The 14,255-nt window shown below is 59.7% G+C and carries 11 protein-coding genes; 6 read left to right on the top strand and 5 right to left on the bottom strand.

Annotated elements, in window-relative coordinates; all coding sequences use genetic code 11:
* The first annotated feature begins 64 nt into the window (after nt 1-64).
* Complete coding sequence (gene ypfJ / locus O3W47_RS12700) at nt 65-997, top strand: KPN_02809 family neutral zinc metallopeptidase (RefSeq protein WP_137003815.1); 933 nt, start codon at nt 65-67, stop codon at nt 995-997.
* Between the two features lie 40 nt (nt 998-1,037).
* Here the strand turns inward: ypfJ and O3W47_RS12695 are convergent, their stop codons facing one another.
* Nucleotides 1,038-1,517, bottom strand: a complete 480-nt coding sequence (locus O3W47_RS12695; protein ID WP_003522837.1) for a DUF2938 domain-containing protein — start codon at nt 1,515-1,517, stop codon at nt 1,038-1,040.
* A gap of 284 nt (nt 1,518-1,801) precedes the next feature.
* Complete coding sequence (gene mcpU, locus O3W47_RS12690; RefSeq protein WP_269313886.1) at nt 1,802-3,892, bottom strand: methyl-accepting chemotaxis protein McpU; 2,091 nt, start codon at nt 3,890-3,892, stop codon at nt 1,802-1,804.
* 329 nt (nt 3,893-4,221) lie between these two features.
* Here mcpU and O3W47_RS12685 point away from each other — a divergent pair, with 329 nt between their 5' ends.
* Nucleotides 4,222-5,619, top strand: a complete 1,398-nt coding sequence (locus O3W47_RS12685; RefSeq protein ID WP_269313885.1) for an MATE family efflux transporter — start codon at nt 4,222-4,224, stop codon at nt 5,617-5,619.
* Nucleotides 5,620-5,657: 38 nt separating this feature from the next.
* Here the strand turns inward: O3W47_RS12685 and carA are convergent, their stop codons facing one another.
* Nucleotides 5,658-6,863 carry a glutamine-hydrolyzing carbamoyl-phosphate synthase small subunit gene (gene carA, locus O3W47_RS12680; RefSeq protein ID WP_269313884.1) on the bottom strand — a complete coding sequence of 402 codons (1,206 nt, stop codon included), beginning with the start codon at nt 6,861-6,863 and terminating at the stop codon, nt 5,658-5,660.
* Between the two features lie 335 nt (nt 6,864-7,198).
* Here carA and O3W47_RS12675 point away from each other — a divergent pair, with 335 nt between their 5' ends.
* A complete protein-coding gene (locus O3W47_RS12675) occupies nt 7,199-7,651 on the top strand; it encodes a GatB/YqeY domain-containing protein (protein ID WP_127757303.1) in 453 nt (150 codons plus the stop codon).
* 282 nt (nt 7,652-7,933) lie between these two features.
* On the opposite strand, the gene O3W47_RS12670 is transcribed toward O3W47_RS12675, so the two are convergent.
* Both O3W47_RS12670 and O3W47_RS12665 read right to left on the bottom strand, forming a co-directional pair.
* Nucleotides 7,934-8,263 carry a BrnA antitoxin family protein gene (locus tag O3W47_RS12670; protein ID WP_127757302.1) on the bottom strand — a complete coding sequence of 110 codons (330 nt, stop codon included), beginning with the start codon at nt 8,261-8,263 and terminating at the stop codon, nt 7,934-7,936.
* Nucleotides 8,226-8,519, bottom strand: a complete 294-nt coding sequence (locus O3W47_RS12665) for a BrnT family toxin (RefSeq protein WP_127757301.1) — start codon at nt 8,517-8,519, stop codon at nt 8,226-8,228. The genes O3W47_RS12670 and O3W47_RS12665 overlap by 38 nt, the downstream gene beginning before the upstream one ends.
* Nucleotides 8,520-8,693: 174 nt before the next feature.
* On the opposite strand from O3W47_RS12665, the gene dnaG reads away from it, so the two are divergent.
* The 3 genes from dnaG to O3W47_RS12650 all read left to right on the top strand — a co-directional run bounded on the left by dnaG (nt 8,694) and on the right by O3W47_RS12650 (nt 14,244).
* Complete coding sequence (gene dnaG, locus O3W47_RS12660) at nt 8,694-10,679, top strand: DNA primase (RefSeq protein ID WP_269313883.1); 1,986 nt, start codon at nt 8,694-8,696, stop codon at nt 10,677-10,679.
* Nucleotides 10,680-11,072: 393 nt separating this feature from the next.
* Nucleotides 11,073-13,127, top strand: coding sequence for an RNA polymerase sigma factor RpoD (gene rpoD, locus O3W47_RS12655; protein WP_035260974.1), 2,055 nt, complete (start codon nt 11,073-11,075; stop codon nt 13,125-13,127).
* A gap of 196 nt (nt 13,128-13,323) precedes the next feature.
* Nucleotides 13,324-14,244 carry a DUF930 domain-containing protein gene (locus O3W47_RS12650; protein WP_269313882.1) on the top strand — a complete coding sequence of 307 codons (921 nt, stop codon included), beginning with the start codon at nt 13,324-13,326 and terminating at the stop codon, nt 14,242-14,244.
* Nucleotides 14,245-14,255 lie beyond the last annotated feature (11 nt).

Here is a 14,255-nt window from a genome sequence, read left to right as displayed (position 1 = left end):
ACAAGATGTATTATAGTGCCGTTATAAGGCAGCTTGTTAAGGCGATATCCGCCGGGAGAATAGCATGGAATGGAGAGGGCGCCGCCAGTCGGACAATATCGAGGACCGGCGCGGCATGTCGGCGGGATCGGGGCCAGGCGGTAGCGATCCTTTTTCTCGTGGCGGAATGCGTGTGCCTATCGGGCGGCGCGGCGGCGGTATCGGTATTGGCGGCATTCTGGTCATCCTGCTGATAAGCTGGGTGCTTGGCATCAATCCGCTGACGCTGCTTTCGGGCGGCGATATTTCACTGGATGGCGGCGGCACCACGCAGCAATCCGGCGGCCAGCAGGCTGGCACGCGTCCGCAAGGCCAGTCGTCGGACGAGACGACGGCTTTCGTGCGCACCGTACTGGCCGAGACGGAAGATACGTGGAGCGGCATTTTCCAGTCCGCCGGTGAGACCTATCAGAAGCCGACGCTGGTTCTGTTCTCCGGTCAGGTGTCTTCCGCCTGCGGTTATGCTTCCGCCGCCAGCGGCCCGTTCTATTGCCCGGGCGACCGTAAGGTCTATCTCGACACCAGCTTCTTCAAGGAACTGGACCAGCGTTTCGGCGCGGCCGGCGATTTCGCGCAGGCTTATGTGATTGCGCATGAGGTGGGCCACCACATCCAGAACCTGACCGGCGTCCTGCCGGAGTTCAACCGTCGCCGCCAGTCGATGAGCCAGGTGGATGCCAACAAGATGTCGGTGCGCGTCGAGCTTCAGGCCGATTGTTATGCCGGCATCTGGGGCAAGTTCACCGAGCAGAAGGGCATTCTCGAAACCGGCGACCTCGAGGAAGCGCTGAACGCCGCTCACCAGATCGGTGACGATACGCTGCAGAAGCAGACCCAGGGCTATGTGGTGCCTGACAGTTTCAACCACGGCACCTCGGCACAGCGCGCGGAATGGTTCAAGCGCGGTTTCCAGAGCGGCCGTGTCGAAGATTGCGATACGTTCTCGGCGAATATCTGAGAACCGGACAGGAGAGGGGGCTTTTCAGCCCCCTTTTCATTTAGCGCATCAAAAGCGCCACGGCATACATGCCGAGGGCGAAAACCGTATGGGCCACAAGGTTGAGAAAGCGGACCTTGTTCGGGTTGGGGGTCTTCGACGCCGCCCAGCCGATGCCGAGCCCCGGCTGCAACAGGAACCAGCCCGCACCGACCGTTATGATGCCGACGATCCACGGCTCAATGAACGAAGGATTGGCAAACCACGCGGCCGGGACCACCAGCGCAAGAATGACGCCATAAACAATGCCGACGGCATAATGCGAAATCCAGCCGAGCGCCAGTTCATGTTCATAGGGTTCCGCCGTGGCGATGCTATCGTGAAATATCGTACCTTTCGGCACGTGCCAGAACCAGCGGCCGACCGGCGCCCAGTTTGGCGCGGACTGGCCGAAGAACCGGTGCAGCACGATTGCCCATATATCCATAAACACGGTGCCGCCAATGCCCATGGCAATGCCGCGCCAAATCAGTTCCAGCATGAATCCCTCCGCATATCGTGATCGATCAAGCTCTAGCGGATCGTGTGAATGGCGGGAACCGACTATTATGAGGGTGGACAAAAAAATGGCCGGATCGCTCCGGCCATGAGGGTGAGAAAGGCGCAAGACCTCACCTCCGTCATGCTCGGGCTTGTCCCGAGTATCTGCGACGTATCTTTTAAACGAGGCGTGGTTGGATCCTCGGGACAAGCCCGAGGATGACGTCGGGTGACTGTCGGCCGTGATCTGGTTGCAGTAGCGATCCGGCCAATATTGTCTCCCCCTCAAGCGGCGCGCCCATATTCCGCCTGCCGCCGGGTGGCCGTGGCGAGCTGGAACTGCGCGAGCAGCTCGTTGAGCGCCGCCGCTTCCGAGGCGAGCCCGTGGCTTGCGGCCGTCTGCTCCTCGACCATGGCGGCATTCTGCTGCGTGCCCTGATCGATGGTGTTGATGGCGGTGTTGATTTCCTGAAGTCCGGTTGACTGTTCGCGCGACGACGTCACGATGGCGTCGATGTGGCGATTGATCTCCTGCACTTCGCGAACGATGGTTTCCAGCGCCTTGCCGGCATTGCCGACGAGGTCGACGCCGGACTGCACCTGCGACGTTGAGGCGTTGATCAGTGTCTTGATCTCCTTCGCCGCATTGGCGGAGCGCTGGGCAAGCTCGCGCACTTCCTGGGCGACGACGGCAAAACCCTTGCCGGCTTCACCCGCACGCGCAGCTTCCACGCCGGCATTCAGCGCCAGAAGGTTGGTCTGGAAGGCGATCTCGTCGATCACGCCGATGATGTTGCTGATCTCGGACGACGATTTTTCGATGCCCTCCATGGCGCGCACCGCATCTTCGACGATGACGCCGGACTGTTCGGCATTGTTGCGGGCGCGGTCGACCAGACGGCCGACTTCTTCCGCACGGCGGGCGGAATCCTTGACCGTGGTGGTGATTTCCTCAAGCGCCGCCGCGGTCTCTTCCACGGAAGCGGCCTGCTGCTCGGTGCGCCGCGCCAGATCGTCGGCGGACTGACGGATTTCGCCGGCGCCGGCGTCGATGGCGCGGGCGTTCTGGCCGACGGTGCTGAGCGCTGCGTTCAGCTTGGCGACGGAATTGTTGAAATCATCGCGCAGGCGGTCGATGCGTGTCACGAAGGGCGTGTCGATGCGGTAGTTGAGGTCGCCATCGGAAAGATGCGCCAGTCCATGGGCAAGCGAATCGACCGCGAACTGGATGTCGGCGGCGTCCTTTGCCGCCAGTCTTTCGCGCTCGCTGCGCTCCCGTTCGGAAAGCGTGCGGTTTTCTTCGGCATCGCCCTCGAGGCGCAGGCGTTCCATGGCGTTCGACCGGAACACGGCGACGGCTGCGGCCATGGAGCCGATCTGGTCGGTGCGCTCCTGACCGGGAATGGCGACCTCGAGATTGCCGGATGCGAGGCCTTCCATGGCTGACGTCATCTGCGTCACCGGGCGAACGATGAAGCGGGACAGCACGGTGGCCAAAAGACCGATCATGATCGCGGCGGCGAGAATTGTGGCGATGGTCGCCGCCAGGCGGAACTGGCCAATGGCGCCATAGGCAACATTGGAATCAACGACAAAGCCGAGATACCAGTCGACCGAGGGCAGGCCGGCAACCGGAATGAAGCTGGCGATCTTGCCCTTGCCGTCGATTTCCGTCTGCGAAATGGCGGAGGAAATGGCCGGCGCATTGACCTTGAAGAGATCGGTCAGCGGCTTGTCGACGAATTTCGGATCGGGGTGAATAAGGATCTTGCCGTCCTTGCTGACGAGGAACGCATATCCGTCCGTGCCAGCATCGACCGACTTGATCATGTTGACCAGCGAATTGAGCGAGAAGTCGCTGCCCGTCACGCCGGCCAGCTTGCCGTCGATGGAGACGGGAATGGCAGCGGTGATGATGAGCCCGCCGGTTGAGGCGTCGTTATAGGGTTCGGTCAGAACCGTCTTGCCGGCCTTGACCGCATCCAGATACCACGGACGCTTGCGCGGGTCATATCCTTCCGGCAGCGGCGTTTTGGGGAAGGTGGTGAAGCTTCCCGTTTCGGCATTGCCGAAATAGGTCGACATGAACTGCGCGGTCAGAACGTCGTTTTCCAGAAACCGCAGCTTCGCCTCTTCCTCGGGAAGCTTGGCAAGCGTCTTTGCCACTGTTTCCGTCAGCATGATGCGGCCATTCAGCCAGTTGGCGATGCTTTGCGCGGCCTGCTTGCCGGAAGAATCGATATTTTCCGCCACCGCTTCCGTCGTGACGCGGTGCTGCAGGCTGTCGATGTAGAAGGAAAAACCGGCAAAGGCGGCGACGACAAGCGAAGACGCCGCAAAGAGGATGCGTGTCATGAGGTTGGTTTTTTTGGGCAAGCTACACGTCCTTGGAACAGGATGTACCGTTCGGCTCATCTTGTGAAATGGTGGGAAAGACATGCCAGAAAGGCGGGAATATTCTGCATCATGCAGCTTGTGATTTAAAAGAACTACGCGATGTTCTAATGAATAAAGCGGAATGGTAAAATTCAGCTAAATTTATCTTATGTCATGTCGTTTACGCCGAGGCCGGCGCGGGGCCATTCGTTTGCGTAAATTTTGATCACTCATCCGCAAAGGTTGCGTGCAGGAAGGGAATATTTTATTCATCACCATGCTGCCGTTGCGCAATTCGCGGGCAACGGCCAAAGTTCAGGTGAATTACAATGTCTTCGTCGGTTGTTGCAGAAACCGTTCCGTCCGGATCGGGGTCGTGGTTTTCGCATTTTCAGGCTACGCTTGCGCTGGGAATTCCGCTCATCGGTGCGCAGCTCGCACAGCTTGGCATCCATACAACGGATATGGTCATCGTCGGACAGCTTGGCGCTGAAAAGCTGGCGGCCATGGTGCTGGCCGGCCAGTTCTTCTTCGTCGTCTTCATTTTCGGCTCCGGCTTTTCCGTGGCCGTGGTGCCGATGGTAGCGCAGGCCTACGGGCAGGGAGACGCGACGGCGGCCCGTCGCTCGCTGCGCATGGGCATGTGGGTGGCAATCGCCTATTGGGTGCTCGCCCTTCCGATCTTCTTCAATGCCGAGCGCATTCTCATTTCTCTTGGGCAGAACCCCAATGTGGCGGCGCTGACCGGTCATTATCTCGCCATCGCCAAGTTCGGCCTTTTGCCGGCGCTGCTGTTTTATGTCCTGCGCGGGCTCGTCAGCGCCATCGGGCGCGCCGGCATCATTCTTTATGTCACCATCATCATGCTGGTGATGAACGGCTTGCTTGCCTATGCGCTGGTGTTCGGCCATTTCGGATTGCCGGCCATGGGCATGAACGGTGCTGCCGTCGTTGCCGTCATCGTCAATGCCTTCAGCTTCATCTTCATCGTCGCCTATGTGCAGACGCGGGAGGAAACCAAAAAATACGAGCTGTTCGTGCGTTTCTGGCGGCCGGACTGGCATGCGCTCTTCGAAGTGCTGCGCCTCGGCTTGCCGATCAGCATCACCATCCTTGCCGAAGTGACGCTCTTCGCCGCCGCTTCGATCCTGATGGGGCAGATCGGCACCGTGCAGCTTGCGGCGCACGGCATCGCCCTGCAACTCGCCTCCATTGCCTTCATGATTCCGCTCGGCCTCTCGCAGGCGGCGACCGTGCGGGTGGGCATCGCCCGCGGTCAGGGGGATTTCAAGAACCTCATCCGCGCCTCCATCATGGTCTATGCGATTGCCTGCGGCATTGCCATTTGCGGCGGCATACTGTTTGCGGCCGTGCCGGAATTTCTGGCGAAATGGTTCCTGGATGCGAAATTGCCAGAGGCGGCGGAAGTGCTCGCCTATGCCAGCAGCCTGGTAGTGATCGCCGGCATCTTCCAGCTTGTCGATGGCATTCAGGCCGTCACGGCGGGCCTGCTGCGCGGATTGAAGGATGCACGCATTCCGGCGATGCTGGCGCTGATTTCCTATTGGCCGATCGGGCTGGCGCTTGCCTGGACCATGGCCTTTCCGCTCGGCTTTGGCGGGCGCGGCGTCTGGTTCGGTTTCGTGATCGGCCTTTCGACGGCGGCCGTTCTGCTCACCATCCGCTTCATCCTTCTGGTGAAGCGTGAAATGCAAACGGCCCGCTGAAAAGCGGGCCGTACAATCTTTCCTGATTTTACGAGGTATCAGCGCTCGGCGAGCGCTGCCTCGCCTTGTCTCTCGCGCAGCAGGTTGACGAAGCGGCAGAAGAGATAGTGGCTGTCCTGCGGGCCGGGCGATGCTTCCGGGTGGTGCTGGACGGAGAAGACCGGCTTGCCGACGATGCGCAGGCCGCAATTGGTGCCATCGAACAGCGAGATATGGGTCTCTTCGACGCCTTCGGGCAGCGACTTGGTGTCGACCGCAAAGCCATGGTTCATGGAGACGATTTCAACCTTGCCGGTGGTGAAGTCCTTGACCGGGTGGTTGGCGCCGTGGTGGCCCTGGTGCATCTTCTCGGTCTTTGCGCCAACGGCGAGACCGAGCATCTGGTGGCCGAGGCAGATGCCGAAGATCGGCAGCTCGCTCTTGATGAGGTTCTGGATGACCGGCACGGCATATTCGCCCGTCGCGGCCGGGTCTCCCGGGCCGTTGGACAGGAACACGCCATCCGGCTTCAGCGCCAGAATGTCTTCGGCCGATGTCTGGGCCGGAACGACCGTGACCTTGCAATCAAGACCTGCGAAAAGGCGCAGGATGTTGCGCTTGACGCCGAAATCCACGCAGACGACGTGATATTTCGCATCGGCTTCGCCGAGCGTGCCGTAACCCTTGTTCCAGACCCACGGCGTTTCAGACCAGGTGGAGGACTGGCCGGAGGTCGCTTCGATGGCGAGGTCGAGACCGACGAGGCCGCTCCAGGCCTTGGCTTCCGCCTTCAGCGCTTCGATGTCGAAGACGCCGTTCGGGTCATGGGCGATGACCGCGTTCGGCGCGCCGTTTTCGCGGATCCATGCGGTGAGCGCGCGGGTGTCGATGCCGCAAAGGCCGATGACGCCGCGGGCCTTCAGCCAGGCATCGAGATGCTTGGCAGCGCGGAAGTTCGACGGATCGGTGATATCGGCCTTGAAGATGACGCCGACGGCGCCGCGACGGGCGGCGGGCGTCAGGTCTTCGATGTCTTCCTCATTGGTGCCGACATTGCCGATATGCGGGAAGGTGAAGGTGACGATCTGGCCGAGATAGGAAGGGTCAGTGAGGATTTCCTCGTAACCCGTCAGCGCCGTGTTGAAGCAGACTTCGGCCTGAACCTTGCCGGTTGCGCCGATGCCCGTTCCTTCAATCACCGTGCCATCGGCAAGAACAAGCATTGCGGTCGGTTTGCGGGTAGTCCAGGGCGCTGTCTCGGTCATCTCGTTCCGTTTCTGCCGCTTCGCACCCCGCCTCTTGAAAGGCAGGGGGGAAGGGGCCATTTTTGTCGCAGGCTTCGTGACATAAAGGGGCGCGCGATAAAGCTCGCGTTCCGACCCTTCGTTAAAATCTCGTGCAGGTGCCGGAAAATAACGAAAGCAGCCCAAGCGGTCAACCGCAGGGCCAAGATTTACGTGGAATTAAACCACCGTATTTTCAAGGTCTTATGCATTTGATTTGCTTGAGCGTGTCTGCTCGTTTATGTCGTTTCGCAAAATGAGGTGGAAAGTTTCCGTATCGAGAAGCTGCGGAAAGCGCTTTCCTAAGGAGAAGAAAAATGATGCGCGACACGTTCGCAAACGCTTTGAAGGACGCATTGAAGGCTCGTGATGCACGCCGCACCTCGACCGTGCGCCTCATCCAGACCGCCATCAAGGATCGCGATATCGCCAATCGCGGCGTGGGCAAGGACCCCGTCAGCGATGAGGATATCATGCAGATCCTGACGAAGATGGTGAAGCAGCGGGAAGAATCCGCCACCATCTATGAAGGCGCCGGCCGCCCCGAGCTTGCCGCTCAGGAGCGCGAGGAAATCGTCATCATCAAGGAATTCATGCCGGAAGAAATCCCGGCCGAGAAGGTGCGCGAACTCTGCCAGGCCGTCATCACCGAGACCGGCGCCTCGGGCCTGCGCGACATGGGCAAGTGCATGAATGCGCTGAAGGAGCGTTATCCCGGTCAGATCGACTTCGCCAAGGCTTCCGGCGTCGTCAAGGATTTGCTGAAGTAAGTTCGGGCATCCTTAAAAAGTAAAGGCAGGGCAGATGTGGGCTGCCCTGCCTTTTTTCTGTCGACGAAAACGCATTCCGGCGGATCAAAATGCGATCCTTCACAGGCTTTTTTCGGGGGACGTGCCTGCGGGCGTCGGCAGATTATACGGAGGTCAATTGCTGCCTTCGCTGATGTTTTTACATCGCCGCTTCGGCTTGCTCAAATTACAAAAACATAATTTTGGGTGATGCTGCGGTGCCATAAATTTGCCCGAAGCAGGCGCAATGGCGATTTGCTGTCTTCAACCCTGCCGCTTTTTCTGTTCATGCACATAATGGCGCAGAACGGCGTTCATACGTGTCTGATATCCTTTGCCGGTGGACTTGAAAAAGTCCACGACGTCCTGATCGACACGGATGGAAATGGATTGTTTGGCTGTGGGGAAAACCACCTCAGCCTTTGACCAGTCGATATCCTCAAAGCCCGCCCAGTCCGGGTCGTCACGTGTGGCGCGTTCGATGTCCTCGTCGGTCATGGCGTCGACGCGCGCCCAGTCGGTTCCATCTTCGCCCTTGGCGATCTTTTTGCGGATTTCATCCGGAGAATATCTGACGATACGTTCTTCGCTCATTTTTCCTCGTCGCCCTTGCTGATATGATCCGGCAAACCTCGCCCCGCATCGTATAAATGATGGCGATGAGATCGTCTGTATCCGGGCATATCGCCAGAATACGACTTTCCCCGTTTTGATCGGAGCGACTTTCCAGATGGGGTTGCGAAAGCGCCCGCGCCGCCCGTGGAAAGTCGATGCCGTGCTTCTGAATATTAATCTGCCGCTTGTTTTCATCCCATTCAAAGGAAATGAAATCTTTCGTCACAATGTCCATGAGCAGCCTGAAACGGGTTCCACTTCAAAGGCCCTCATGCGCCACTTTTGTATGTTCATCTGTATATACATCAATGTCAACACCGCCTGTGAATAGTGGGTATTATTTACCTGCCCGTTTTGTATTGCGGCTTTTCTGCGCTTATATGAAAGACTGGCCTCGAATAGGTAACCCATGCGCTTTTCCAATTCTTTCCTCGATGAGATACGCGACCGCGTGAACATCTCCGATGTGATCGGCCGACGTGTGTCCTGGGACAAGAAGAAGACCAACACGTCGCGCGGGGATTATTGGGCCTGCTGCCCTTTCCATGGCGAAAAAAGTCCGAGCTTCCACTGCGAGGACCGCAAGGGGCGCTATCATTGTTTCGGGTGCGGCGTTTCCGGCGATCACTTCCGCTTTCTGACCGAGCTTGAGGGCCTGAGTTTTCCGGAGGCCGTGCAGCAGATTGCCGATATGGCCGGCATTTCCATGCCGCAGCCCGATCCGCAGGCGGAAAAGCGCGAGCGTGAGCGCACCTCGCTTCAGGACGTCATGGAAATGGCGACGCTGTTCTTTCAGGACCAGTTACAGACCGCGCTCGGTGCACGGGCGCGGGCTTACCTGCGCGATCGCGGGTTGACCGGGCGCACCATCGAGACTTTCCGACTGGGTTATGCGCCCGATAGCCGCAATGCGCTGAAAGAGCATCTGGCGAGCAAGGGCGTGACGAAGGAACAGATGGAGGCCTGCGGGCTGGTGGTGCATGAGAATGTGCCGGTCTCCTACGACCGCTTCCGCGACCGCATCATGTTCCCGATCCTGTCGTCGCGGGAAAAGGTGATCGCTTTCGGCGGCCGTGCGATGGCCGCGGATGCGGTGGCGAAATATCTGAACTCCAACGAAACGGAGCTCTTTCACAAGGGCAATGTTCTCTACAATTTCGCCCGCGCCCGGCGCGCCTCGCAGGCGGCCGGCGGTTCGGTCATCGCCGTCGAAGGTTATATGGATGTCATCGCGCTCTATCAGGCGGGTGTGGAAAATGCCGTCGCGCCGCTCGGCACGGCGCTGACGGAAAGCCAGCTCGACCTTCTCTGGAAAATGTCGCCGCAGCCGGTTCTCTGCTTCGATGGCGATGGCGCCGGCATTCGCGCCGCCAACCGTGCGGCCGATCTTGCCCTGCCGCATATCAAGCCGGATCGTTCCGTCAGCTTCGCGCTTCTGCCTGACGGAAAGGACCCGGACGATCTCGTGCGGCTGGAGGGACGTGCACCTTTCGACCGGGTGCTGTCTGAAGCCAAGCCGCTGGCCGCGATGATCTGGAGCCGCGAGACCTCCGGCGTCACTTTCGATACGCCGGAAAAACGCGCGCAGCTTGAAAGCCGGTTGCGGCAGATCGTGGCCGTTATCGGCGACGAGACGGTGCGCCGTTTTTACCAGCAGGATATGCGCGACAGGCTGAACGGCTTTTTCCAGCCGCGTTTTCAGCAAAGCGGGGCTCAGAACGGCAGTTTCCGCCGCAACGGCGCGCAGCCGGCGGGACGCGGTTTCCAGCGCAATGCGCCGGGGCGGGGCGGGGCGATGGCCGCGCCGGCCAGCAGCATTTCAGACCGGCTGGTGCAATCCGGTCTCGTCAGGGGCTATCAGACAAAGCCTTCGCTCCGGGAAAGCGTTCTCGCCATCACCATCGTCAACCATCCCGAATTGCTGCTCGAGGAATATGACGAGATCGCCGCCATCGACTATGAGAACCGCGATCTGCAGCGCCTGTGGTCGACGGTGCTGACCTATGCGGCGGAAAGTGCGGCGGAGATTTCGCGGGCAGGGCTGATCGAGCGCCTGTCGCAGCAGGGTTTCGAGGTGCTTTTGAAGGCCATGGATCAGCAGGTTCGCAATGCCCGCCTGTGGACGGCGACGGAGCAGGCGGCGATGGAGGATGCGCGCGAGGGTTACGTGCAGGCGCTTTCCCTGCATAAGAGGACGAAATCCCTGCTCTGGCAGAAAAAGGAACTGGAGCGGGAAATCGCCGAGGCGACGGATGACGAACGCGGTACATTGCTGGTGCGGGCGCTGGCCGAAGTGCAGCTGGAAATCGGCCGCATGGAAAATCAGGAGGCGATCATCGATGGTTTCGGGGTCATGTCCGGCCGGGTGAAGGGGCCGGCCGTCGGCCATGGCTGAGGGTGGTCGGCAGAATTGAAAGGTGTTTGGGGTTGCCTTTTGCGGCAGGCGTCCTAAATAGGGGATAGTCTGGTGATAACCCGCAAAATGCGGCTCTTTTTAAGAATTTCCTTGGCTGTCTCGCCCTCAAAGGCTTGACGGGGCGGGAAATAGCGGGAATCACCATTTCAGGAAAAGTAAGGTGGAATGAGCCTTGGCGGATAGAAATTGCATGAGCAAGCATTTCCGGGTGCACTGTCTTTGCATTCTGCCTGAGGCTGCCGTGGTTAATCGGCAATTAAAGATCACTCCGTTAGGTGTCTGACAGTGATTCGCGGCAATGCGCCGGATGCTCAAGGGGCGGACGGCGATGCGGCGGAACAGGTGTTAGCGTCAGGGAAAGCGACGAGATAGATGGCAACCAAAGTCAAAGAAAACGAAGAAGCAGAAAACGAACGCGACGGTGCGACGGACGGCCCGCTTCTCGACCTTTCGGATGACGCGGTCAAGAAAATGATCAAGGCCGCCAAGAAGCGCGGCTATGTGACGATGGACGAGCTGAATTCCGTTCTGCCGTCTGAAGAGGTGACCTCCGAGCAGATCGAGGACACGATGGCGATGCTGTCCGACATGGGCATCAATGTCATCGAGGACGAGGACGCCGAGGAAGCCGCCAGCAGCGACGACGACAGCGATTCCGATAGCGACGATTCCGAGGGTGGGGAACTTGCCCCTTCCAGCGGCACCGCGCTTGCGACCGCCAAGAAGAAAGAACCGACCGACCGTACCGACGACCCGGTGCGCATGTATCTGCGCGAAATGGGTTCCGTCGAGCTTCTGTCGCGCGAAGGCGAAATCGCCATCGCCAAGCGCATCGAGGCTGGCCGCGAAACGATGATTTCGGGCCTGTGCGAAAGCCCGCTGACGTTCCAGGCGCTGATCATCTGGCGCGACGAACTGAACGAAGGCACGACGCTGCTGCGCGAGATCATCGATCTCGAAACCACCTATTCCGGTCCGGAAGCCAAGGCGGCTCCGCAGTTCCAGAGCCCGGAAAAGATCGAGGCGGACCGCAAGGCTGCCGAAGAGAAGGAAAAGACCCGCAAGCTGCGCGCGCCGACCGGCGACGAGGATGTGACGGATGTCGGCGGCGATGGCCTGCCGCCGGAAGAGGAAGAAGAGGACGACGACGAGTCCAATCTTTCGCTTGCCGCGATGGAAGCCGAACTGCGCCCGCAGGTCATGGAAACGCTCGACACCATCGCTGATACCTACAAGAAGCTGCGCAAGCTTCAGGACCAGCAGGTTGAGGCGCGTCTGGCCTGCACCGGCACCCTGTCTTCCGGTCAGGAGCGTCGTTACAAGGAATTGAAGGATCAGCTGATCACGGCCGTCAAGTCGCTGTCGCTGAACCAGAACCGTATCGACAGCCTTGTCGAGCAGCTCTACGACATTTCCAAGCGTCTGATGCAGAATGAAGGCCGGCTGCTGCGCCTCGCCGAATCCTACGGCGTCAAGCGCGACAGCTTCCTTGAGCAGTATCACGGTGCGGAACTCGATCCGAACTGGATGAAGTCGATTGCCAATCTGGCCGCCCGTGGCTGGAAGGAATTCGCCCGCGAGGAAAGCAACACGATCCGGGAAATCCGTCAGGAAATCCAGAACCTCTCCACGGAAACCGGCATTTCCATCGCCGAATTCCGCCGCATCGTTTCGATGGTGCAGAAGGGCGAGCGCGAAGCACGTATCGCCAAGAAGGAGATGGTTGAGGCCAACCTGCGTCTCGTGATCTCGATTGCGAAGAAATATACCAACCGTGGCCTGCAGTTCCTCGATCTCATTCAGGAAGGCAATATCGGCCTGATGAAGGCGGTTGATAAGTTCGAATACCGTCGCGGTTACAAGTTCTCCACCTATGCGACCTGGTGGATCAGGCAGGCGATCACCCGTTCGATTGCCGACCAGGCCCGCACGATCCGTATTCCGGTGCATATGATCGAAACGATCAACAAGATCGTTCGCACCTCGCGCCAGATGCTGCACGAGATCGGCCGCGAGCCGACCCCGGAAGAACTGGCCGAGAAGCTGGCCATGCCGCTGGAAAAGGTGCGCAAGGTTCTGAAGATCGCCAAGGAGCCGATTTCGCTCGAAACCCCCGTGGGCGACGAAGAGGATTCGCATCTCGGTGACTTCATCGAGGACAAGAACGCGCTGCTGCCGATCGACGCCGCCATTCAGGCGAACCTGCGCGAGACGACCACCCGCGTTCTGGCTTCGCTGACGCCGCGTGAAGAGCGCGTTCTGCGCATGCGTTTCGGCATCGGCATGAACACCGACCATACGCTGGAAGAAGTCGGCCAGCAGTTCTCGGTCACGCGCGAACGTATTCGTCAGATCGAAGCGAAGGCGCTGCGCAAGCTGAAGCATCCGAGCCGGTCGCGAAAGCTCCGCAGCTTCCTCGACAGCTAAGCGTTCCGCTTCCTTTAAAATTGAACCCGGTCAGTCAGTGCTGGCCGGGTTTTTTGTTTCCCGCACTGGCGAACTCTGCGACAAGCCTTATGTGTGAAAACAGGCATTCCGCTTTTGCTGGATAAGCCCGGGTTCGATTTGGTTCGATGAGATGCAACAGATTTCGGCAGGCAAATGGCGGAGGGGAGGATGGGCTGTGCCCGTCTCCGTGCTGCTGCATCTTGCCGTCGTCGCGCTTTTCTTTTTCGAGCTGCCGGAGCGGATAGCCGAGCCGCAGGAGCCGGAAAGCATCAGCGTCGATCTCGTGTCTCCGCCCGAGGAGAAAAAGGCGGAGGAGGCCCCGCCGCCGGGTGAAGAGAAGGCGAAAGAGGAAAAGCCGCAACCCCCACCGCCGCCGCCCGCTCCTCCGGCGGAAGAGGCAAAACCTTTGCCGCAGCCGCAGGCGACGTTGCCTGCCATCGCCATGAGGCCGGAGGAAACGCAGGCGGACCCCGAGGACAAGCCGGGCAAGACGGAGGAAACGGAAAAGACCGAGCCTGCCGAGGAGCCTGCAAGCCAGCCTGAAAAAACGGCTGAGGAAAAGCCCGCAGCTCCTGCCGCCAACAGCGATCTTCAGGCTTCCGCCGCACAGGGGGAGATCGCGGTTTCACCGGTGAAGGAAGAAGCGCAGCCCGATCAGCCGCCCGTGCCGCAGGCAAAGCCGGCTGAGGAAAAGCCGGCGGAAGTGACGGAAAAGAAGCCCGCGAAACTTCCGGTGGCCAAAAACCTCCTGTCTTCGTCCATGCTGTCACCGGCCCAGAGACGCCAGATGTTTGGCGATCTGCCACCGCGTCGCCGCGTTGTTCAGCTTTGCAGCACCGAAGCCCTGGCCCAGATTCAGGGCGCGGGATTTGCCGCCAGAGGCATGATCCCCTATTCGGACACGGGCGGCAGGATTTCCGGTAATTCGATCGATGCTTCCGGCGGCGCCTTCAACACGGGCAATGGCTGGCATGACGTCTCGTTCCAGTGCGAAGTCGATCTGGAAAACTACACCGTGACGGAATTCCGGTTTAAAATCGGAAATGAGGTCAGCCCGGAAGACGCGAAAAAGCGGGGCTTTACGAGATTTCAGTGAGGGCGGGTTTT

It is taken from the genome of Agrobacterium sp. LMR679, assembly GCF_027157905.1.
In the GTDB taxonomy this organism is placed as follows: Bacteria; Pseudomonadota; Alphaproteobacteria; order Rhizobiales; family Rhizobiaceae; genus Agrobacterium; species Agrobacterium leguminum.
This window is presented reverse-complemented; position numbering and strand designations above follow the sequence as displayed.

Coding starts and splice junctions, on each gene's coding strand:
- ypfJ (WP_137003815.1), top strand. CDS start 65: ATGGAATGGAGAGGGCGCCGCCAGTCGGACAATATCGAGGACCGGCGC.
- O3W47_RS12695 (WP_003522837.1), bottom strand. CDS start 1,517: ATGCTGGAACTGATTTGGCGCGGCATTGCCATGGGCATTGGCGGCACC.
- O3W47_RS12685 (WP_269313885.1), top strand. CDS start 4,222: ATGTCTTCGTCGGTTGTTGCAGAAACCGTTCCGTCCGGATCGGGGTCG.
- carA (WP_269313884.1), bottom strand. CDS start 6,863: ATGACCGAGACAGCGCCCTGGACTACCCGCAAACCGACCGCAATGCTT.
- O3W47_RS12675 (WP_127757303.1), top strand. CDS start 7,199: ATGATGCGCGACACGTTCGCAAACGCTTTGAAGGACGCATTGAAGGCT.
- O3W47_RS12670 (WP_127757302.1), bottom strand. CDS start 8,263: ATGAGCGAAGAACGTATCGTCAGATATTCTCCGGATGAAATCCGCAAA.
- O3W47_RS12665 (WP_127757301.1), bottom strand. CDS start 8,519: ATGGACATTGTGACGAAAGATTTCATTTCCTTTGAATGGGATGAAAAC.
- dnaG (WP_269313883.1), top strand. CDS start 8,694: ATGCGCTTTTCCAATTCTTTCCTCGATGAGATACGCGACCGCGTGAAC.
- rpoD (WP_035260974.1), top strand. CDS start 11,073: ATGGCAACCAAAGTCAAAGAAAACGAAGAAGCAGAAAACGAACGCGAC.